We start from the raw sequence: 19,534 nt of genomic DNA, 5'->3' as shown, positions 1-19,534 counted from the left end.
GTACTGAGCGCGCGGAGGCCGCGCCATGACACGCACTTCCCTGCAGGCCACCTCGGCCTTCTACAGCGCAAGCCCTTTGACGCGCATTTTCCGCTGGGGCCTGGGCGCTTCGCAGCAGCTGTGGCCGGCGCTGGCCGTGCGCGCGGCCTACAGGTTGTTCGGCACGCCGCTGCCGCCCAAATGGATCAGCCGCCGCCGCAGCTGGAGCCCCGACTGGCACATCGAGCAGTGGCCGTTTGAGGACGCCAGCCTGACGCTGTATTCGCGCCCCGCCGCGCCGCACGGCCCTGTCGTGCTGCTGGTGCACGGCTGGGGCGGCCATGCCGGCCAGATGCTGGCGCTGGCCGATCAATTGAGCGCGCAAGGCTTGAGGCCCGTCATGGTGGAGATGCCGGCGCATGGCCGCAGCGGCGGCTCGGTCAGCAACCTGCCGCAATTCGCCCGCGTGCTGGAGTACGTGACGGCGCGCCTGCAACAGCAGGGCCACACGCTGCGCGCGGTGGTGGCGCATTCGCTGGCGGCCAATGCCGGGGCCTACGCGGCCAGCCGCGGTCTGGCGGCCGGGCGCCTGGTGCTGCTGGCGCCGCCGGCCTCACCGCTGGAATACACGCGGCTGTTCGCCCACGTGTTCGGCCTCAGCGAAGTCACGCGCGCGGCCATGCAGCGGCGCATCGAGGCGCGCGAAGGCATCCTGATGCCGCAGTTCGAGCCCGCAGCGGTCGGCCCTCGCATCGCGCTGCCCACCCTGGTGGTGCATGACCGGCAGGACAGCATCAACCGCTTTGCCGACGGCGTGGCCTACAGCGAGACCATTGCCGGCGCGCGCCTGCTGGCCACCGAAGGCCTGGGCCACCGCAAAATCCTCAAGGACGCCGAGGTGCTGCGCGAAGTGGCCGCCTTCCTGGCCTGACCGGGGTTGCTCCTTCTCCCTCCGGGAGAAGGCTGGGATGAGGGCTCGCGGTGTTGGTGTTCCGCCCTGCGTGGCTGGAGGCCGCTGGCCCTCACCCTGGCCCTCTCCCAGAGGGAGAGGGAACAAACATGGCGGCCGCGCAGCCGTCCTACGGCGCGCGGCAGCGGCGTCCCACAGCGGCGGCGCGGCGGGGAAAAGACATTAACGGGACATTCCGGCGGCGTGCCGCTTCCCCTTCTTTTCTTTCCTGCCCTGCCAATGCCTTCGACCTCTCCCTTACACACGGCCCTCGTCCACCTCGGCGCCTGGCTGCGCTACGCGCATTACGAATTCACCACGGTCACGCCGGCCACGCATGCGCGCGTCAATGCCCGGCCAGGCGCCGGAAAGGCGCGCACCCTGCGCGACGTGTTCGGCTGGAGCCGGCCTTTTGATTCCACGTTGCTGCCCGCCGATGCGTTTGAAGCGATGCAGTCGGGCAACCTGCTGGAGCCGCAGGCCGGGCTGTTTCGCAGCAAGGTGCGGTTTTCCAGCCTGGGCCGCATGCTGTTTGCGCACAGTGCCTACCCCACCCAGGGCGCCGACGCGGTGTTCTTCGGGCCGGACACCTGCCGCTTTGCGGCGCTGATTGAAAACACGCTGCGCGAGCAGCCGCTGAAAGAAGCGGCCCGCATCCTCGACGTGGGCTGCGGCGCGGGGCCGGGCGGGCTGGTAGCCGCCCGGCACAACGGCCTGCCGGCCGAACTGGTGCTCGCCGACATCAACCCGCAGGCACTGGCCTATGCGCGCGCCAATGCCGAACTCAACGGCGTGGCCGGCGCGCAGTGCCGGCAGGGCGACCTCTACGGCGCGGCCGAGGGCCAGTTCGACCTCATCGTCGCCAACCCGCCCTACCTGGTGGACCCGGCCGGGCGCGTCTACCGCAACGGCGGCGGCAGCCTGGGCACCGGCCTGGGCGAGCGCATCGTCGCAGAAGGCATCCCGCGCCTGCGCCCGGGCGGGCAGTTGCTGCTGTACACCGGCGTGCCCATCCTGGAAGGCCGCGACCCTTTCCTGGAGGCGGTGGAGCCGGTGCTCAAGCGCGCGGGTTGCCGCTTCCATTACCGCGAACTCGACCCCGACGTGTTCGGCGAGGAACTCGAGATGCCGGCCTATGCCGCCGCCGACCGCATCGCCGCGGTTGCGCTCACCGTGCAGCAGAAAGGCAAGGCGCAGCCATGAGGTTTCTCGGTATCGGCGACTACAACGACCTGGGTGCGATGTATCACGGCCTGGCGCGGCGCGGCCATGAGGTACGCGTGTGCGTCGCGAACCCGGCGTACCGAGACGTCTACGGCGGCATGCTGGATTTCACCCACGACTGGCAGGCCGAACTCGGCTGGCTGCGCGAGGCCGGCGAAGACGGCATCGCGCTGTTTGAATCGGCTACGCAGGGGCAAACGCAGGACGCCCTGCGGCGCGAGGGTTTCCAGGTGATAGGCGGCAGCGCCTTCGGCGACCGCCTGGAAGCCGACCGCGCCTTCGGCCAGCAGGTGCTGCAGGGCTTCGGCCTGCGCCTGGCGGCGACCCACGGTTTCACGGCCAACGAGCCCGCGCTGGACTTCCTGCGCCGCAAGGGCGGGCGCTACGTGCTCAAGTTCAACGGCGCCGACAACCCGCGCACGCGCAACTACATCGGCGAACTCGACGACGCTTCGGACATGCTGGCGCTGCTGTCCACCTACGCGGCACACGCGGAACACACGGGCACGCGCGGGCAGCCCGACTTCGTGCTCATGGAGTTCGTGCAGGGCGTGGAGGCGGGCGTCGGCGCCTACTTCAACGGCAGCGAGTTTTTGTCGCCGGCCTGCCTGGACTTCGAGCACAAGCGCTTTTTCACGGGCGAGCTCGGCGAGCTGACCGGCGAGATGGGCACCATCGTCAGCTACCGGGGTTCCGACAAACTTTTTGCCGCCTCGCTCGCGAAGATGGCGCCGCTGCTGCGCGAAGGCGGCTATTGCGGTTACATCAACCTCAACATGATCGTCAACGAAGAGGGCCTGTGGCCGCTGGAATTCACCAGCCGCTTCGGCTACCCGGGCTTTGCGATCTGCGAGGCGCTGCATGAAGAAGGCTGGGACAGCATCTTCCGGCGCATGCTCAGGAAGGACGGCCTGCAGGTCGCCACGCGCGCGGGCTACGCGGCCGGCGTGGTGCTGACGGTGCCGCCCTTTCCCTACAGCCACGGCTATGCGGAACTGTCCAAAGGCGCGCCCCTGAGTTTTCGCCCCGGCATGACGGTGCAGGACCACGCGGCGCTCTACTACGCGGAGGTGGAGCGCCGCGGCGAACACCTGGTGACCAGCGGCAGCACCGGCTACGTCGGCGTGGCCACGGGCACCGGCGACACCGTGGGCGCGGCGCGCGACGCGGCCTATGCGCTGGCGCGCCAGGTGGTGCTGCCCAACCTGCGTTACCGCACGGACATCGGCGAGCGCGTAGAGCGCAGCGACCTGCGCCGGCTTGTCGAATGGGGATGGCTCTAGAAGCTCTGGACATTTTTTGACATACCCACCGTAGGAAAGCGCCCACGGGCGGCGGCGCGCAAAACCTATACAACGGCGTTGGCGGCGAACGAATACTGGCCTTTCGTTCAACTTCTCCAATCCCTCTCATGTTTGTTGCTGCCCACGAATGGACGCCCCCGCGAAACGCGAACAACCACGCACCCGGCCTGCGCAGCAATTCCAGCGAGCTTTCTCGCGCCGCCCGTGAAGGGCGCTTGCAGCAGCTGTACGAAAGCCTGTTGCAGGGCGAACCCGGCGATGCCCTGCGAAGCGCCACCCGCGCCTTCCTGCAAGCAGAACTGGACGCAGTGCAAGCCCAGGACTGCGACCTGCCAGCCTCGCCGCAGGACCTGCTGGCCTGGATGCGCAATTCCGCGCAGCTGGCCAATGCGCAATACCTAGCCTACCTGGAAGAAAGAAAGGCCGGCGCACCGCGCCGCTACTTCAGCAACCGCGCGCATGCGCTGTATTTCCTGCGTGGCGTGGCGCCAACCAAGCTGGTCGATGGCGCCTGGCTCTACGGGTTGCTGCGCCATTGGCGAAACCCGCGCTTCAGCGACCTGGTGCGCACCTACCTCGAAGAATTGGGCGACGGCCTGGCCGGCAAAAACCACGTGCTGCTGTACCGCAAGCTGCTGGCGCAGCACGGGCTGGATCCCGCGAGCGGGCTTGAGGACGACGCCTACCGGCAAGGCGCGCTGCAACTGGCGCTGGGCTGGGGCGCGGAAGAATTCCTGCCCGAGGTGATAGGGTTCAACCTCGGTTATGAACAGCTGCCCTTGCACCTCCTCATCACCGCCTACGAGCTCAACGAGCTCGGCATAGACCCGTATTACTTCACGCTGCACGTCACCGTGGACAACGACGACACCGGCCATGCCCGGCGCGCGGTGCAGGCCGTGCACGAGGCTTTGCCCAAGCTGGCCGGCAGCGAGGATTTCTGGCGGCGTGTGCGCAATGGCTGTAAGCTCAGCGGCGCCGGCATGGGCACGCGGGACGTGATCGCCGGCTTCGACATCGATGCCGAGGTACTGCGCATCCTCTCGCACAAAAGCGTGGCCGGCCATGGCGCGCATTCGGACTACTGCCGCGTGGCGGGCCGCAGCGTGAACGACTGGTTGTCGCAGCCCGCGCACATGCCTGATTTTCTGGCGGCGCTGCAGGAAGCGGGCTGGATCAAGCGTGGCGCACCGGCCGCCGAGAGCCGCTTCTGGGGCCTGCTGCAAGGCGAACGCGCCGAGATGTTCGGCGTGTTCAGCCCCTATGAGCTGCAGGTGCTGCATGACTGGCTGCGCGGCGAGGCCAGCGCCGACGGGCAGGCTTATACCGAATCAGCGCCCACCGGCACGCGCCGCGCAAGCTTTCGCGCGGCGGCCCGGCTGGCGGCGCAGCGGCAAGCGCGCGATACCGGCACACCAGACGATGGCCTGCTCGACACCGACCTGCAGCAGCTCAGGCAGCGGCTGGCCGCCACGCCGGATGCGCAAGCCGCCGCGCAGTTGCTGGTCGAGGCCATGTCGCCCAGCGCGCACTGGACACCGGCAGGCCTCTACGCGACGCGGTTGTTCCAGCAAACCTTCGCATAAAGCACGGCGCCTGTCCCGGGTAAAAGCACGGCCCTCAAATGGCTTGTGCACCATCGCCGTTGCCCCTAGCATTGCCTCACTTAACAACCGGAGGGAATGCGATGGGAATGTTCGACTGGACGGAAAAGAGCGGTGCGGTGCTGCAGCAAGGCGGCGTGATCGGCCCCGATGAACGCCTGCCGTGGCCGCAGACCGCCGTCATGGGCGTGCAGCACGTGATTGCGATGTTCGGCGCCACGGTGCTGGCGCCCATCCTGATGGGCTTTGATCCCAACATCGCCATCCTCATGAGCGGCATAGGCACGCTGATCTTCTTCCTCGTCACCGGCGGCAAGGTGCCCAGCTACCTGGGCTCGAGCTTTGCCTTCATCGGCGTGGTGATCGCGGCGACGGCTTACGCGGGCAAAGGGCCCAACACCAACTTGGGCGTGGCCCTGGGCGGCATCATCGCCTGCGGCGCGCTCTACACGCTGATCGGTGTCGTCGTGCAGTCCATAGGCACGGGCTGGATAGAGCGCTTCATGCCGCCCGTGGTCACGGGCGCGGTGGTGGCCGTGATAGGCCTGAACCTGGCCAGCATTCCCGTCAAGAACATGGCCGCCGGCAACTTCGACGCCTGGATGCAGGTGGTGACCTTCGTCAGCGTGGCGCTGGTCGCGGTGATGACGCGCGGCATGGTGCAGCGCCTGCTGATCCTGGTCGGGCTGATCGTGGCCAGCGTGATCTACGCGGTGCTCACCAACGGCCTGGGCCTGGGCAAGCCGATTGACCTGTCGGGCATCGCGAACGCGGCCTGGGTCGGCATGCCGGGCTTCACGGCGCCGGTGTTCAATCTGAACGCCATGCTGCTGATCGCGCCGGTGGCCATCATCCTGGTGGCGGAAAACCTGGGCCACATCAAGGCGGTGACGGCCATGACCGGCAAGAACCTGGACGCCTACATGGGCCGGGCCTTCATCGGCGACGGCGTGGCGACCATGGTCTCGGGCGGCGCGGGCGGCACCGGCGTGACGACCTACGCCGAGAACATTGGCGTGATGGCCGCGACCAAGATCTACTCGACCGCCGTCTTCGTGGTGGCGGCGCTGATCGCCGTGGTGCTGGGCTTCAGCCCCAAGTTCGGCGCGCTGATCCAGGCCATCCCGCTGCCGGTGATGGGCGGCGTGAGCATCGTGGTGTTCGGCCTGATCGCGGTGGCCGGCGCCAAGATCTGGGTCGACAACAAGGTGGATTTTTCGGACAACAAAAACCTGATCGTCGCGGCCATCACGCTGGTGCTGGGCACCGGCGACTTCACGCTGCGCTTCGGCCAGTTCGCGCTGGGCGGCATAGGCACGGCAACCTTCGGTGCCATCCTGTTGTATGCGCTGCTGAACCGCAAGCGCTGAAAACGCTCAACAAAAAGCCCCGGCTGGTCACTGACCAGCCGGGGCTTTTTCGTGGGGACGCGGGAGCCGGATCAGCCCAGGAAACGGCCGGTGGAGCCCAGCACGCCGAGGTCCACGTATTTGGAACCCACAAACGGCGAAGCCGCCGCGTAGTCCACGCTGAAGCCGCCCAGGTCGAACTTCTGCATGCCGGCCAACGCGGTGCGCAGCCTGGCGCGCGTCAGTTCGCGGCCGGCGCGCTCCAGGCCCTCGGCCAGCACGCGGGTGTTGACGTAGCTCTCCAGGCTGCCCAGCGAGAACTCCGTCTGGCCGATGGCGCGCATCGCGGCCTGGTAGTCGCGCACCACCGGGGTCTTTGCGCGATAAGGGTCGGGGAACACCATGGTCAGCGCCAGGCCGGAACCGGCGGCGCCCAGCGCCTTGAGGCCGTCGCCGGTCAGCGTGACGCTCAGGCCGGCGACCGGCAGCATGGGCGAGGCTTTCTTGAGCGCGGCGATCAGGCCCACCGACGCGGCGCCAGCCGTGCCGAGCAGCACGGCGCCCGGCCTGGCGGCGGTGATCTGGTTCACCACCTCGCTGAGGTTCTTGCCGTCGGTGGCCAGCGCGGCCTGCGCCACGGCCTTGGCGCCCTGGGCCTGCAGCGCCTGCACGGCGTCGGCCAGCACTTCCTTGCCGAAGCCGTTGTCCAGGTAGACGATGGCCAGGTCCTTGATGCCCATGCCCACGAGCTTTTGCACCAGGCGCTGGGTTTCGTCGGTGTAGCTGGCGCGCACGTGGAACACGTTGCGCATGCCGGGCTTGCGCAGCGAGGAGGCGCCCGTCAGCGGCGCGACGTAAGGCAGGCTGGACTCTTCAATCATCGGCACGATGGCCGTGTTGTTGGGCGTGCCGACGCAGGACATCAGCGCGAAGACGCTGCCGTCGCCAATCATCTTCTTCACGTTGTCCACCGTGCGCTGCGGCACATAGCCGTCGTCCACCATCTGGAACTGCAGCACGCGGCCGTTCACGCCGCCCTTGGCGTTGATCTGGCCCATGGCGGCTTCCACGCCAAGCTTGAGGTCCACGCCAAAGCCGGCCAGCGGGCCGCTGAGCGCGCCCGACGAACCGATGGTGAGGGCCTTGCCGCTCAGGCCTTCCTGGGCATGGGCGGTGCGGATGAAGGCGGGGGCGGCGGCCAGGGCGGCCAGTTGGGGGGCGAGCGAAAGAAAGCGGCGGCGAAACATCGCGAAGTTCTCCGGAACGGGATAGCCCGGCGGGCCAAAAGAAACAGGGCCGTATAGGCCCTGTTCAGGACACTGGCCGCGGTAACGGCTGTGTTGGTTTAAGTCTAGACAATTGCCCGCGGCAAACCTGACTGTTTGGTGACGCTGCGGCGCAGCGTCCGCGCGGCGGGCGGTTTAACCGATAAAGCGGCCGCCGGCGCCCAGCACGCCGAGGTCCACGAACTTCGACCCCGCGAACGGCGGCGCGGCGTAGTCGACGCTGAAACCGCCAAGGTCGAACTTCTGCAGGCCCGCCAGCGCGGTGCGCAGCTTGGCGCGCGTCACCTCGCGGCCGGCGCGCTCCAGGCCCTCGGCCATGACGAGGGTGTTGATGTAACTCTCAAAGCCGACAAGGGAGAACTCCTGCTGGCCGATGGCGCGCATGGCGGCCTGGTAGTCGCGCACGATCGGCAGCTTGGCGCGATAAGGATCGGGGAACACCATGGTCAGGGCCAGGCCGGAACCGGCGGCGCCCAGTGCCTTGATGCCGTCGGCTGCCAGCGTGACGCTCAGGCCCGCAACCGGCAGCATGGGCGAGGCCTTCTTCAGCGCGGTGATCAGGCCGACGGAGACCGACCCGGCGGTGCCGAGCAGCACGGCGCCGGGTTTGCCCGAGATGACCTGGCCGACGACCTCATTGAGGTTCTTGCCGTCAACAGCCAGGGCCACCTGCGCCGCAGCCTTGGTACCCTGGGCCTGCAGCGCGCGGTTGATGTCGGCCAGCACTTCCTTGCCATAGTCGTTGTCCAGGTAGACGACAGCCAGGTCCTTGATGCCCATGCTCACGATCCGCTGCACCAGGCGCAGGGTTTCGTCGGTGTAGCTGGCGCGCACATGGAACACGTTGCGCATGCCGGGCTTGCGCAGCGACGAGGCGCCCGAGCGCGGCCCGACGTAAGGAAGGTTGGACTCTTCAATCAGCGGCACGATGGCGGTGTTGTTGGGCGTGCCGATGCAGGACATCAGCGCGAAGATGCTACCGTCGCCAATCATCTTCTTGACGTTGTCGGCGCTGCGCTGCGGCACGTAGGCATCGTCCATCATCTGGAACTGCAGCACGCGGCCGTTCACGCCGCCCTTGGCATTGATCTGGCCCATGGCGGCTTCCACGCCCGTCTTGAGCTCGGCGCCCACAGCAGCCAGCGGGCCGCTTGTCGCACCCGTGCAGCCGATGGTGATGGCCTTGGCGGTCAAGCCGTCCTGGGCATACGCATTGCGAATGAAAGCGGGGGCGGCGGCAAGCACAGCCAGTTGAGGGGCGAACGAAAGGAAGCGGCGGCGAAACATCGCGAATCTCCAGTGGAGGAAGGCCGTGAAGGCCAAAAGGACAGGGCCGTGCGGCCTTGCAGGGTTAAACCGGCTGCCAACGGGCGCGACAAGGCACGCAAGGGCAGGAGAATCGGTTGAATCCGGACGATTCTAGGTAGAAACCCTGACTGATTGATGACGCAGCGATGGCTGCTATGCCTGCGCGAGGCTGCCGGGGCATGCCCGGCGATGCGGCTTACTGTGCCTGGGATTGGCCGGTGGCCTTGGCCAGCGCGGCCTTGGTGACCTTGAGCTCATGCTCCAGGTCGGCGCGTTCGCCGATTTGCTGCTCCAGCACCTCGTTGACCTGGGCCAGGTCTTCGGCGGATTCCTGGATGCGGGTTTCCAGCGCGTCGGTTTTTTCCAGGGCCTGGGCCACGTCGCCGGTTTTCACGTGCGGCGGGATTTCCTGTTTGAGCACGGTGTTGATCACCAGCAATTCAGCGGCCGACTGCTCGACGGTGTCTTTCACGGACGCGTTTTGATCGAGCGCCTGTTGCAGTGGCGTGGGCGCGGCCGATGGTGCGGCTGAAGGCTGCTGGTGCATGTCAATGGCCTCGATGGAAAGTGCAGATCGTTGCCGGTGGCAGGCCCACGCCAGAGCGAGGGCTTACAAACGGCGGTGCGCGGGATTCGCAGCTGATTTTACGCGTTTAGTGCGGTGGGACACATTCAAAGGCTTTAGCCGGGCTGGGGTATCCGCCCGGGGAGCCAGGCTAGCGTGCTTTTGCGGGCTTGGCCGCGCGGGCCGCCGGTGGTGGCGCGGAAGCCGGCGTGGCCGGCCCCGGGCTGAAGATCTTGCCCAGCGTGGCGCCTATGCGCGCGCCTATCGCCGTGCCCACGCCCGGCAACACGGCGGTGCCGACCACGGCGCCGGCAATGGCGCCGCTGGGCATGGAAATTTTGACCTTGTCCAGTGGACCGCTGACGGTCAGCGGAACGCCGACGATGCCGTCCACCAGGTCGACGGCGAATTCGGCCTCGATCTGCCGGTTGGCGATTTTGGCCTCGCCCGACGCGGTCAGCGAGCCCGATGCGGCCTTGAGATGGGTGTACGTCACCACCATGCCCTGCGGCGTGTTCTGCGTGTCGAGCTGGCCTGTGACCGAGTCGAGCGGCGTCTGGCCGTCGTGTTCCTTGCCGGCCGTGCGCACGGCCTTGTCCAGGTCAAAGCGCAGCAGCGTGGACTTGCCCATGGTGAAGGGCGTCTGTGTGTGGAGCGACTGCGCGAGTTCACCCACCGTGTCGCCGTTGGCCGACAGCGTGGTGTTGCCCGAGGCCTTGCCGGCGATGACGGAGCGGCGGTTGAAGGCGGCCAGCGCACTCTCGACTTCAATGCCCTGCGGCTTGAGCGTGCCTTCCAGGTGCATGCGGCCGCCGGCCCGGAAGTCCAGCCTGACCTCGCCGTCCGCCGTGCCGCCACCCACGCGGATGCGCGTGGCCCAGCGGTCGTCCTGGCCCTGGCGGGTCAAAGTCAGGTCGGTGGCAGGCGTGACCCCAGGCCGGCGCAGCGCGGCCTTGCGCGGGCGCCAGGCCGGGTCGAAATCGACCTCGCCCTCGTACACCACGGCGATACCGCGCCGCGAAATCCAGGTGACGTCGCGAAACACAAACCGCGCCAGCGGCAGCTCTTCGGTGGCGGCCGTTTCTTCCTTCTCGCGCCCGCTGCCCAGCCCTCGCAAGGAAAGCTGGGGGATCACGGCGCCTTCCAGGTCAGCCCGGTCTATCTTGATGCGGCGCTGCCACAGCGCGAACAAGTCGGGGTAGGCCGTGAGTTTTTTGATCAGGATGGGCTGGGGCTGATCGGTGGCGGCGTCTTCGATCACCACGGCGGGCGAAGGCAGCAACCGCCAGTGCAGCGCGCCCACGCGGACCTTGACGCCGAGCTGCTTCTCGAGTTCCACCGAGGCGCGGCGGGCCAGCTCCTCGTCTGAGGGGACAAAGCGCAGCACGGCGAACCAGGCAGCGCCGACCAGCAGCGCCGCGATGCCAAGGCCCACCAGCCATTTGCCTTTGCGTGTCATCGAAGCGTCTTTCTCATGTCTCCCAGCTTAGGCTGCGGGGCCGCTGTTGCCGAGGCGACAAGGTGCCCACCTTTTGTAGGCCGCAAGCTTATAGAGTCGGGGGATTGCCATCTCTGCGGACCCCATCACCATCATGCGCATCTGGAAACAGCCCATCTCCATCGAACTGCTCGCCGCCGCCGCCGCCGACACGGCCATCACGCACCTGGGTATCGAATTCCTCGAAGTCGGCGACGACTTCATACGCGGCCGCGTGCCGGTGGACCGCCGCACGGTGCAGCCCTACGGCCTGCTGCATGGCGGCGTGGCACTGGTGCTGGCCGAAACCCTGGGCTCCTGCGGTGCGGCCTTTGCGGCGCCCGCAGGCCACCGAACCGTGGGGCTGGACATCAATGCCAACCACCTAGAACCTGTTCATGGTCTAAACGGGGCCGCGCAAGCACTTTCTCGGGATGGGATGCAAGGCGCGGTGCGCTGCCCATAGCAACGCTATGGGTTAGCGCCGCAACGCCGCAGACCGCCCGAGAAAGCGCTTGCCCTCCGGGTTGGGGTGAAATCGGGCGATTGAGCCACCCAGGCCCTTGCATGGGCATTAGCCCATGCGGCGTGCCCGGTCGGCCCACTCATCCCGATTGCACCCCAACGCGGCCTCGTTTAGACCATGAACAGGTTCTAAGGGCGCGACCAGCGGCTGGGTCACCGGTATCACGCGGCCCGTGCACATAGGCCGCAGCACCCAGGTCTGGCAGATCGAACTCACCAACGACGCGGGCGAGCTGACCTGCGTGTCGCGCATCACCATGGCCGTGTTGTTGCCGAAATAACAAAATCCGGCTTAAGAAGCCATTCTTTAGCTGTTTTGGCTATTTAAAAGGAATTAATCAGTAGTTCCCCAAATAAGGGCCTCTGCCCAGAATCCGGTGTTTGACCTTCAACACCGCGCGCCCGCGCCTTCGCCACCATGAATTTCCAGCAACTGCGTTCCATGCGCGAGGCCGTGCGATGCAACTTCAACCTCACCGACGTGGCCAACGCGCTGCACACCTCGCAGCCCGGGGTCAGCCGGCAGATCCGCGAGCTGGAGGAAGAGCTCGGCATTGAGCTTTTTGTGCGCGCCGGAAAGCGCCTGACAGGCCTGACCGAACCGGGCGCCCACGTGCTGCCCATCATCGAGCGCCTGCTGCTGGAGAGCAGCAACCTGAAAAAAGCCGGCCAGGAATTCATGTCGCAGCAAAGCGGCCTGCTTTCGATCGCCGCCACGCACTCGCAGGCGCGCTATGCGCTGCCGCCGGCCGTGCAGGAATTCCGCGCCCAGTTTCCCAACGTGAAACTGCATTTGCACCAGGGCTCGCCCAAGCAGGTGGCCGACATGCTGATGTCGGGTGAGGTCGACGTGGGCATCGCCACCGAGGCGCTCAACGACTACCCCGAACTCGTCGCCCTGCCCTGCTACCGCTGGACCCATTCGGTCATCGTGCCGCCCGGCCACGCGCTGCTGGACGGCCCGCTCACGCTGGAGAGCCTGGCGCGATTCGCGCTGATCACCTACGACACGGGCTTTACCGGCCGCTCGCACATCGACGGCGCCTTCACGCAGCGCGGCCTGGCGCCCAACATCGTGCTGACGGCCATGGACGCCGACGTGATCAAGACGTATGTGCAGCTGGGCATGGGCGTGGGCATCGTGGCTTCCATCGCCTACGAGGCCGAGCGCGACACCGCGCTGCGCGCGCTGGTCGCGGGCGCGCTCTTCGGCATCAACCTGACCAAGCTGGCCGTGCGCCGCGGCAGCTATCTGCGCGGCTATGTCTATGCGTTTATCGAATCGTTCGCGCCCACGCTGAGCCGTGCCGTGGTCGAGAAAACCTTGAGCGACGAGCCGGGCGCCGCAAGCTACGACATCTAGCGCAGCGCCTACTCGCCGGCCGCGCGGGCCATTCGCTCGCTCTTCCAGTACACGTCATCGCCGCCGTTCATGCGGTTGAGCACGCGCGACAGCACAAACAGCAAGTCGCTCAAACGGTTGAGGTACTGGCGCGGCGAGTCCTTGACGGGCTCGGCCGCGCCCAGTGCCACCACGGCGCGTTCGGCGCGGCGCGCCACAGTGCGGCACACATGGGCCAGCGAGGCTGCGCGCGAACCGGCCGGCAGGATGAATTCGGCCAGGCGCGGCAGCTTCGCGTTGTGCTCGGCCAGCGCGTCATCCAGCAGGGCCACGGCTTCTGGCTTGAGCAGTTCAAAGCCGGGAATCGACAGCTCGCCGCCCAGGTTGAAAAGCTGGTGCTGCACTTCGACCAGCAGCTCGCGCACGCCCGGCGGCAGCTCTTCGCACAGCAGCACGCCGATGTGCGAGTTGAGCTCGTCGACGTCGCCCATGGCATGGACGCGCAGGCTGTCCTTGGAGACGCGTGTGTTGTCGCCCAGGCCGGTGGTGCCGTTGTCTCCGGTGCGGGTTGCGATCTGCGAAAGTCTGTTGGCCATGGTGCGAAGCGCGGGTGAGGCGCAGTGAAAAGTCAATGAGGCAAAGGAACCCAAAAGGGCTCAAGCGGCAAGCGTTACGCGGGGCAAGAAAATGTGTCGTCGTAACCCGTCATGTCAGTGAGGAAACACCCTGCAAAAGCGCTGGCCCTGAAGCGCGGGCTGCGTTGCAATGCTGGATTGTTCACTTTGATTGAAGGATTCCTCGCATGACCCTGCACACAACAGCAAACACGACCGCAACACGGCTTGCAAAACATTCTATTCCCAGCTTCGAGTTGCGCAGCGTGCTGCTGGTGGCCGCACTGGCCGTGGGCGCCGCCGGCGTCGCGCGGGCGCAGACGGCCCCGCCTTCACCGGCCAGCCCCACCAGCCCGCCTTCGCAGATGGCGCCCCCAACGGCTGTCCCGCAAAACCGCACCACCCCTCAGGACGTCGAGGCAGCCTTCGGCCGTGCCGACGCCAACAAGGACGGCAAGCTGGATCGCCAGGAAGCCGAGCACCTGCCGGCCGTGGCCCAGCGCTTCGACCAGATCGACGCCAACCACGACACCTTTATCTCGCTGGCCGAGCTGACCAAGGCCGCCACAGGCTCTTGACCCCTGGCGGGGTGACCATCGCCCCGCGTTCACGCAGTCACCACAACCCTCCCGCGGCCGCAAGGCCGCGGGCTGCGGGCCGCATGGGCGGGCCGTGGCGGAAACGGCGCGCGCGTCGTAAACTGTGCCACCACCCGGAGACAACAACCATGAACGCCCCCCTTCCCCAGCACCTGCTTCCCGAAATCCAGCAACGTGAAACCCCCGCTGCTCTGATCGATGCGCTGAAGGCGCGCTTTGCCGAGCGCTGCTCGACGGCCCTGGTGGTGCGCGAGCAGCACGGCCGCGATGAATCCTCTTTCGCCGCGCCGCCGCCTTCGGCCGTGGTGTTCGCCGAAAGCACCACCGACGTCGCCGACGCGGTGAAGCTGGCCGGCCAGTACAACGTGCCCGTGATCCCGTTTGGCGTGGGCACCTCGCTCGAAGGCCATTTGCTGGCCGTGCAGGGCGGCATCAGCATCGACGTGAGCCGCATGAACAAGGTGCTGTCCATCAACGCCGAAGACCTGACCGTCACCGTGCAGCCGGGCGTCACGCGCAAGCAGCTCAATGAAGAAGTCAAAAGCACGGGCCTTTTCTTCCCGATTGACCCGGGCGCCGACGCGACCCTGGGCGGCATGAGCGCCACGCGCGCCAGCGGCACGAACGCCGTGCGCTACGGCACCATGCGCGAGAACGTGCTGGCACTCGAAGTCGTCACCGCCGACGGCAGCGTGATCCGCACCGGCACACGCGCCAAAAAATCATCCGCAGGCTACGACCTCACGCGCCTCATGGTGGGCAGCGAAGGCACGCTGGGCGTGATCACCGAAGTCACCGTCAGGCTTTACCCGCTGCCCGAAGCGATCTCGGCCGCGGTGTGCTCCTTCCCCAGCATCGAGGCCGCCGTGCGCACCACGATTGAAGTGATACAGCTGGGCGTGCCGATCGCGCGCGTGGAACTGATTGACCACAACACCGTGCGCATGGTGAACGCGCATTCCAAGCTCACGCTGCGCGAAGAGCCCATGCTGCTGATGGAGTTTCACGGCTCACCCGGCAGCGTGAAAGAACAGGCCGAGCTGGTGCAGGAACTCGCCAGCGGCCACGGCGGCAACGCCTTTGAATGGGCCAGCACACCGGAAGAGCGCACGCGCCTGTGGACGGCGCGGCACAACGCCTATTTCGCGGCCATCCAGTCGCGGCCCGGCTGCCGCGCGATCTCCACCGACACCTGCGTGCCGATCTCGCGCCTGGCCGACTGCCTGCTCGAGTCGGTGGCCGAAGTCGACGCCAGCGGCATTCCCTACTTCCTCGTCGGCCACGTCGGCGACGGCAACTTCCACTTCGGCTACCTGATCGATCCCACGATTCCGAAGGAACGCGAAGTGGCCGAGGCGCTGAACCACAAGCTGGTGACCCGCGCGCTGGCGCTGGAAGGCACCTGCACCGGGGAACACGGCGTGGGCCTGCACAAGATGGACTTCCTGGTGACGGAAACCGGCGACGGCGCGGTCAACATGATGCGCACCATCAAGCGCGCGCTGGACCCGAAGAACATCATGAACCCGGGCAAGATTTTTTCGCTGTCCTGAACGCGTCAGGAGTTCGGGGCCGCGCCGGCGGTCTCCGTCTTGCGCGCGCCGCGTATGTTCATGGCGGCCAGGCAGAACTGCAGCGCGATCAGCGCATAGGCGTGGGAATACAAGCCCCAAGCCACCCACAGCACGTTGCTCCCCATATAAAGCCAGAAGCCCCAGTGGCGCTTGCGTTTGTGGCTGGACGCGACCAGCCAGGCGGCCATGACTGTGATGGCCATTGCGGGCCACTGCAAAAGATTGAGGACATCCATGCCCTCATGGTGGCGCCGGCAATTGCCAGGCGTCCCGCGGCGCTTGCCTGAAACGCCGTAGGACAGTTTCGCCGCCGGCTACTTGCCGCCGCGCAGGCGCTCGATCAACCCGTTGAGTTCATCCATGGACGAGAACTGGATGGCCACTTCGCCCATGTCTTCGCGCCGGCCGTTGCGCTTGACCTGTTTCTTGATGCGCACTTCGACGTCGGCCATCAGCAGGTCGGCAAGTTCCTCTTCGACGCGCCGAGTGTCGCGCGATTTTTCCTTGGTGGCTTTTTGCGGCTGGAGGGAAAACTCGGCGCTCAGTTTTTTGACCAGGCTTTCGGCTTCACGCACCGACATTTTTTTGGCCGCGATCTGGTTGGCCGCGGTGATCTGCGCGGCGCGGTCCAGGCCCAGCAGGGCACGGGCGTGGCCCATGTCCAGGTCGCCGGCCATCAGCATGGTCTGCACCGGGTCGGCCAGGTTCAGCAGGCGCAGCAGGTTGGAGGCGGCGCTGCGCGAGCGGCCCACGGCCTGCGCGGCCAACTCGTGCGTGAGGCCGAATTCCTTGACCAGGCGCTGCAAGCCGTGCGCTTCTTCAAGCGGGTTGAGGTCTTCGCGCTGGATGTTTTCAATCAGCGACATCGCAGCGGCCGACTCGTCGGGCACGTCGCGCACCAGCACCGGCACGCTGTCCAGGCCCGCGATTTTGGCCGCGCGAAAACGCCGTTCGCCGGCGATGATTTCGTACTTGCCGTCGTTGCTGCCCGAGGTCAGGCGGCGGACCAGGATGGGCTGCATGATGCCCTGCGCCTTGATCGATTCGGCGAGCTCGTAGAGCGCGCCTTCGTCCATGCGTGTGCGCGGCTGGTACTGGCCGGCCACCATGTCTTCCAGCCGCAGCGAAGCCGGCAGGCCCGGGCTGGTGGCGCTGGTGTTGGCGTTTTCCGCGTCGGTGGCGCTCTCGCTGACCTTGGGGCCCAGCAGGGCTTCGAGTCCGCGGCCTAAGCCCTTGGGTTTTTTGGTGACCATGTATCTTTTCTTTCTTTCAATTCGGGGCTTTTATTCAGGGGGCTGCGAGGTCGCCGCCCAGTGACTGCAGCACGCCGCGCCAGAGGGCGTCGCGCTCTTCATAAGGTTGCACGTTCTGCTTGCCGCTGGCCTGTTCCCAGACCGAGGTCATCACCATCACGATGCCGCTGGACGGCTGCACATAGACGGTCTGGCCGTGGATGCCCTGCATCGCGAAGGTGCGGGCTTTGAAAGGCGCCAGCCAGAACTGGTAGCCATAGCCGAAGTAAGGCGTGGCCGTGCGCGGCCGGAAGGCCGGCGGCTGGCGCGCCGGGTCGGTCGCGTCCAGCAGGTAGTCCAGCGGCACCACTTGCAGCGCGCCGGGCTTGCCGGTGCTTTTGTCGATGGCGCGGCCGTCATTGGCCAGCAACTGGCCCAGCCGCGCCCAGTCACGCAGGCTGGCGTTGAAGCCCCCATTGGCTTGCTCCTGCCCGTCGACGGCGACGCGCCAGAAGGCATCGTGCTCCGCACCCATGGGCCTCCACAACCACTCCGTGGTGAGTTCCGACATGTTCTTGCCGGCGGCGGCGGCCACCACGCGACCCAACACGTCGGTCTCGGAACTGGCATAAACAAACTTTTCACCGGGCGGCGAATGCCGGTCGGTGATGGACTTCAGCACATCCAGGGGCAAGCCCGCGCCCGCCGCGCCGGCGGCTGCGCGCGACAGGCGTGCGAGGTCGTCCTTGCCGTCGTAGCGTTCGCTAAACGTCAGGCCCGAGCTCATGCGCAGCAGCTGGCGAATGGTGGTGGCGCCGTAGGGGCTTCCGGCGAGGTCTTTGGCATATTTTTCGGCCGGGTCGTCCAGCGAGGCGATCAGCCCCAGCGAAAGCGCTTTGCCGATGAGCAATGAGGTCACGCTCTTGGCCATCGAGAAGGAGAGGAAGCGCGCGTCGTCCTTGCGGCCGTAACGGTAGTGCTCGGCGATGATCTCGCCGTTTTTCACCACGATCAGGCCTGTGGCGCGCTGGCGGTCCAGGTAGTCGGCCAGCGTGTAGCTGGCGCCCTTGTAGCGGTAGGCGATGGGCGCCGGATTCGCCACACGCGGCAGCGGGCTGGCCTGGTCCGCGCGCGCGACGACGCGGGTCCGCACGCCGGGCACCTTGTCGAGTGCCGACCAGGAGCCCACGCGGTAAGCCTCGGTGTACCAGGTGCTGGCCTTGCCTATCGGGTAGCCGTTGGCCTTGTTGAGCGCGGCCTCGTCGGGCTCGGCGCGCGAGGCGCCGGCGGCCAGCGCGAGGGCCAGCAGCAAGGGGAGCGTGCCGTGCTTCATGGTGTGTTGGCGGACGGCGTCAGCTTCTGCAGTTGCAGCAGGCGCGCATGCGCTTCGGGCCAGTCGCCCAGGCCGCTGTCGGCATTGAGGTGGCCGCGCGGCCCGGCGTCGACCGCCTCCGCACCCCAGGCCATGGCGAACTGGCGTGCACGTTCGGGCGTGCAATAGGGATCGTCGCTGCTGTAGAGCAGCACGGCGGGAAAGGGCAGCTTGTGCAGCGCCACGGGCGACCAGCCGGGCACCATCTGGCGCACGTCGTCACGCTCCACGTCGGGCGGCGCGACCAGCAGGGCGGCTTTGACGCGATGGGTGTTTTTGGAATGCGAAGCCCACGCCGCGGTCAGCATGCAGCCCAGGCTGTGTGCGACCAGCACCGCCGGTTCGTCGCAGCCGAGCAGCACGTCTTCGAGGCGCGCGCTCCAGTCGCCGCGCAGCGGCCGCATCCAGTCGTGCTGCTCGACGCGCGTGTAGCCGTGCGCGCGCTCCCAGCGGCTTTGCCAATGGTCGGGGCCGCTGTTTTGCCAGCCGGGAAGGATCAGGACGTTTCGGGGAGTCATGGTTCGAAAAAATCAATTGCTACTGTATTAATAGCTGGACGGCCCCTGTTTACGGGGGAATCCAGCCATTCCGTCTTACATTGCCTTGATACGGTCGACCATTTCTTCGGCGAAGGTGATGAAAGCCTGCGCGCCTTTGGAGGCCGGATCAAACACCACGCCCGGCAGGCCGTAGCTGGGCGCTTCGGCCAGGCGCACGTTGCGCGGGATCACGGTGTTGAACACCTTGTCGGCGAAGTGTTCCTTGAGCTGGTCGCTCACCTGCTGCTGCAGCGTGATGCGCGGGTCGAACATGACGCGCAGCAGGCCGATGATCTGCAGATCCTTGTTGAGGTTGGCGTGCACCTGCTTGATGGTGTTGACGAGGTCGGTCAGGCCTTCGAGCGCGAAGTACTCGCACTGCATGGGCACGATCACGCCGTGCGCGCAGCACAGGCCGTTGAGCGTCAGCATGCTGAGGGATGGCGGGCAGTCGATCAGCACGAAGTCGTACTCGCTGTCGACCGCGGCCAGCGCGAGTTTGAGGCGTTTTTCGCGGCGCTCGACATCGACCAGCTCGACCTCGGCGCCGGCCAGTTCGCGGTTGGCGCCCAGCACGTCGTAGCCACACTTGTCGCTGTGCACGCGCGCCTCCAGCACCGAGGCCGATTCAAGCAGCACGTCATAGACCGTCATTTCCAGCTTGCGCTTGTCCACGCCCGAACCCATGGTGG

General features: G+C 66.8%; 20 protein-coding genes. 10 read left to right on the top strand and 10 right to left on the bottom strand.

The window, feature by feature from the left end; all coding sequences use genetic code 11:
* The first annotated feature begins 25 nt into the window (after window positions 1-25).
* The 5 genes from ACLV74_RS14295 (at window position 26) to ACLV74_RS14275 (ending at window position 6,430) form a co-directional block, all read left to right on the top strand.
* Complete coding sequence (locus tag ACLV74_RS14295) at window positions 26-910, top strand: alpha/beta hydrolase (RefSeq protein WP_411880059.1); 885 nt, start codon at window positions 26-28, stop codon at window positions 908-910.
* 258 nt (window positions 911-1,168) lie between these two features.
* Window positions 1,169-2,131, top strand: coding sequence for a methyltransferase (locus tag ACLV74_RS14290; RefSeq protein ID WP_411880058.1), 963 nt, complete (start codon window positions 1,169-1,171; stop codon window positions 2,129-2,131).
* The gene (locus ACLV74_RS14285) at window positions 2,128-3,435 is read left to right on the top strand and encodes a phosphoribosylglycinamide synthetase C domain-containing protein (RefSeq protein WP_411880057.1); all 1,308 of its coding nucleotides are present in this window, start codon (window positions 2,128-2,130) and stop codon (window positions 3,433-3,435) included. Before ACLV74_RS14290 ends, ACLV74_RS14285 begins: the two co-directional genes overlap by 4 nt.
* 128 nt (window positions 3,436-3,563) lie before the next feature.
* Window positions 3,564-5,042, top strand: a complete 1,479-nt coding sequence (locus ACLV74_RS14280) for an iron-containing redox enzyme family protein (protein ID WP_411880056.1) — start codon at window positions 3,564-3,566, stop codon at window positions 5,040-5,042.
* Window positions 5,043-5,143: 101 nt separating this feature from the next.
* Window positions 5,144-6,430 carry a solute carrier family 23 protein gene (locus ACLV74_RS14275; protein ID WP_411880055.1) on the top strand — a complete coding sequence of 429 codons (1,287 nt, stop codon included), beginning with the start codon at window positions 5,144-5,146 and terminating at the stop codon, window positions 6,428-6,430.
* 71 nt (window positions 6,431-6,501) lie between these two features.
* On the opposite strand, the gene ACLV74_RS14270 is transcribed toward ACLV74_RS14275, so the two are convergent.
* The 4 genes from ACLV74_RS14270 to ACLV74_RS14255 all read right to left on the bottom strand — a co-directional run bounded on the left by ACLV74_RS14270 (window position 6,502) and on the right by ACLV74_RS14255 (window position 11,027).
* On the bottom strand, window positions 6,502-7,656 hold the full coding sequence (locus ACLV74_RS14270) for an ABC transporter substrate-binding protein (protein WP_411880054.1): 1,155 nt from the start codon (window positions 7,654-7,656) through the stop codon (window positions 6,502-6,504).
* Window positions 7,657-7,830: 174 nt separating this feature from the next.
* The gene (locus ACLV74_RS14265; RefSeq protein WP_411880053.1) at window positions 7,831-8,982 is read right to left on the bottom strand and encodes an ABC transporter substrate-binding protein; all 1,152 of its coding nucleotides are present in this window, start codon (window positions 8,980-8,982) and stop codon (window positions 7,831-7,833) included.
* A 217-nt stretch (window positions 8,983-9,199) separates the two neighbouring features.
* Complete coding sequence (locus ACLV74_RS14260) at window positions 9,200-9,550, bottom strand: hypothetical protein (protein WP_411880052.1); 351 nt, start codon at window positions 9,548-9,550, stop codon at window positions 9,200-9,202.
* 169 nt (window positions 9,551-9,719) lie between these two features.
* On the bottom strand, window positions 9,720-11,027 hold the full coding sequence (locus tag ACLV74_RS14255; protein ID WP_411880051.1) for a hypothetical protein: 1,308 nt from the start codon (window positions 11,025-11,027) through the stop codon (window positions 9,720-9,722).
* A gap of 133 nt (window positions 11,028-11,160) precedes the next feature.
* Here ACLV74_RS14255 and ACLV74_RS14250 point away from each other — a divergent pair, with 133 nt between their 5' ends.
* From ACLV74_RS14250 to ACLV74_RS14240, 3 genes are all read left to right on the top strand, one after another.
* Window positions 11,161-11,511, top strand: a complete 351-nt coding sequence (locus ACLV74_RS14250) for a hotdog fold thioesterase (RefSeq protein WP_411880050.1) — start codon at window positions 11,161-11,163, stop codon at window positions 11,509-11,511.
* A 232-nt stretch (window positions 11,512-11,743) separates the two neighbouring features.
* Window positions 11,744-11,851, top strand: coding sequence for a hypothetical protein (locus tag ACLV74_RS14245; RefSeq protein ID WP_411880049.1), 108 nt, complete (start codon window positions 11,744-11,746; stop codon window positions 11,849-11,851).
* Between the two features lie 137 nt (window positions 11,852-11,988).
* A complete protein-coding gene (locus tag ACLV74_RS14240) occupies window positions 11,989-12,933 on the top strand; it encodes a CysB family HTH-type transcriptional regulator (protein ID WP_411880048.1) in 945 nt (314 codons plus the stop codon).
* Window positions 12,934-12,941: 8 nt separating this feature from the next.
* Here the strand turns inward: ACLV74_RS14240 and ACLV74_RS14235 are convergent, their stop codons facing one another.
* Window positions 12,942-13,508: a cob(I)yrinic acid a,c-diamide adenosyltransferase gene (locus ACLV74_RS14235; RefSeq protein ID WP_411880047.1), complete on the bottom strand. Its 567-nt coding sequence runs from the start codon at window positions 13,506-13,508 to the stop codon at window positions 12,942-12,944.
* Window positions 13,509-13,714: 206 nt separating this feature from the next.
* Here ACLV74_RS14235 and ACLV74_RS14230 point away from each other — a divergent pair, with 206 nt between their 5' ends.
* Entirely contained in the window at window positions 13,715-14,104 is a 390-nt protein-coding gene (locus ACLV74_RS14230) for an EF-hand domain-containing protein (protein ID WP_411880046.1), read from the top strand.
* Between the two features lie 149 nt (window positions 14,105-14,253).
* A complete protein-coding gene (locus ACLV74_RS14225) occupies window positions 14,254-15,678 on the top strand; it encodes an FAD-binding oxidoreductase (protein ID WP_411880045.1) in 1,425 nt (474 codons plus the stop codon).
* Between the two features lie 5 nt (window positions 15,679-15,683).
* Here ACLV74_RS14225 and ACLV74_RS14220 read toward each other — a convergent pair whose 3' ends face one another.
* The 5 genes from ACLV74_RS14220 to ACLV74_RS14200 form a co-directional block, all read right to left on the bottom strand.
* Window positions 15,684-15,902, bottom strand: coding sequence for a hypothetical protein (locus tag ACLV74_RS14220; protein ID WP_411880044.1), 219 nt, complete (start codon window positions 15,900-15,902; stop codon window positions 15,684-15,686).
* A gap of 111 nt (window positions 15,903-16,013) precedes the next feature.
* Complete coding sequence (locus ACLV74_RS14215) at window positions 16,014-16,952, bottom strand: ParB/RepB/Spo0J family partition protein (RefSeq protein ID WP_411880043.1); 939 nt, start codon at window positions 16,950-16,952, stop codon at window positions 16,014-16,016.
* Window positions 16,953-16,986: 34 nt separating this feature from the next.
* Window positions 16,987-18,264, bottom strand: a complete 1,278-nt coding sequence (locus ACLV74_RS14210) for a serine hydrolase domain-containing protein (protein ID WP_411880042.1) — start codon at window positions 18,262-18,264, stop codon at window positions 16,987-16,989.
* Window positions 18,261-18,821, bottom strand: coding sequence for an RBBP9/YdeN family alpha/beta hydrolase (locus ACLV74_RS14205; protein WP_411880041.1), 561 nt, complete (start codon window positions 18,819-18,821; stop codon window positions 18,261-18,263). The genes ACLV74_RS14210 and ACLV74_RS14205 overlap by 4 nt, the downstream gene beginning before the upstream one ends.
* A 75-nt stretch (window positions 18,822-18,896) precedes the next feature.
* Window positions 18,897-19,534, bottom strand: a 638-nt coding sequence (locus tag ACLV74_RS14200; protein ID WP_411880040.1) for a ParA family protein, incomplete at its 5' end; no start/stop codon positions are given.

The sequence above is a fragment of the Polaromonas sp. YR568 genome, assembly GCF_943369415.1.
GTDB lineage: Bacteria > Pseudomonadota > Gammaproteobacteria > Burkholderiales > Burkholderiaceae_C > Polaromonas.
Note: the sequence above shows the minus strand (reverse complement) of the source record. Positions and strands in the feature narration are given on the sequence as shown.

Coding starts and splice junctions, on each gene's coding strand:
- ACLV74_RS14295 (WP_411880059.1), top strand. CDS start 26: ATGACACGCACTTCCCTGCAGGCCACCTCGGCCTTCTACAGCGCAAGC.
- ACLV74_RS14210 (WP_411880042.1), bottom strand. CDS start 18,264: ATGAAGCACGGCACGCTCCCCTTGCTGCTGGCCCTCGCGCTGGCCGCC.
- ACLV74_RS14215 (WP_411880043.1), bottom strand. CDS start 16,952: ATGGTCACCAAAAAACCCAAGGGCTTAGGCCGCGGACTCGAAGCCCTG.
- ACLV74_RS14250 (WP_411880050.1), top strand. CDS start 11,161: ATGCGCATCTGGAAACAGCCCATCTCCATCGAACTGCTCGCCGCCGCC.
- ACLV74_RS14220 (WP_411880044.1), bottom strand. CDS start 15,902: ATGGCCATCACAGTCATGGCCGCCTGGCTGGTCGCGTCCAGCCACAAA.
- ACLV74_RS14280 (WP_411880056.1), top strand. CDS start 3,564: ATGTTTGTTGCTGCCCACGAATGGACGCCCCCGCGAAACGCGAACAAC.
- ACLV74_RS14235 (WP_411880047.1), bottom strand. CDS start 13,508: ATGGCCAACAGACTTTCGCAGATCGCAACCCGCACCGGAGACAACGGC.
- ACLV74_RS14225 (WP_411880045.1), top strand. CDS start 14,254: ATGAACGCCCCCCTTCCCCAGCACCTGCTTCCCGAAATCCAGCAACGT.
- ACLV74_RS14230 (WP_411880046.1), top strand. CDS start 13,715: ATGACCCTGCACACAACAGCAAACACGACCGCAACACGGCTTGCAAAA.
- ACLV74_RS14265 (WP_411880053.1), bottom strand. CDS start 8,982: ATGTTTCGCCGCCGCTTCCTTTCGTTCGCCCCTCAACTGGCTGTGCTT.
- ACLV74_RS14240 (WP_411880048.1), top strand. CDS start 11,989: ATGAATTTCCAGCAACTGCGTTCCATGCGCGAGGCCGTGCGATGCAAC.
- ACLV74_RS14255 (WP_411880051.1), bottom strand. CDS start 11,027: ATGACACGCAAAGGCAAATGGCTGGTGGGCCTTGGCATCGCGGCGCTG.
- ACLV74_RS14270 (WP_411880054.1), bottom strand. CDS start 7,656: ATGTTTCGCCGCCGCTTTCTTTCGCTCGCCCCCCAACTGGCCGCCCTG.
- ACLV74_RS14285 (WP_411880057.1), top strand. CDS start 2,128: ATGAGGTTTCTCGGTATCGGCGACTACAACGACCTGGGTGCGATGTAT.
- ACLV74_RS14205 (WP_411880041.1), bottom strand. CDS start 18,821: ATGACTCCCCGAAACGTCCTGATCCTTCCCGGCTGGCAAAACAGCGGC.
- ACLV74_RS14275 (WP_411880055.1), top strand. CDS start 5,144: ATGGGAATGTTCGACTGGACGGAAAAGAGCGGTGCGGTGCTGCAGCAA.
- ACLV74_RS14260 (WP_411880052.1), bottom strand. CDS start 9,550: ATGCACCAGCAGCCTTCAGCCGCACCATCGGCCGCGCCCACGCCACTG.
- ACLV74_RS14290 (WP_411880058.1), top strand. CDS start 1,169: ATGCCTTCGACCTCTCCCTTACACACGGCCCTCGTCCACCTCGGCGCC.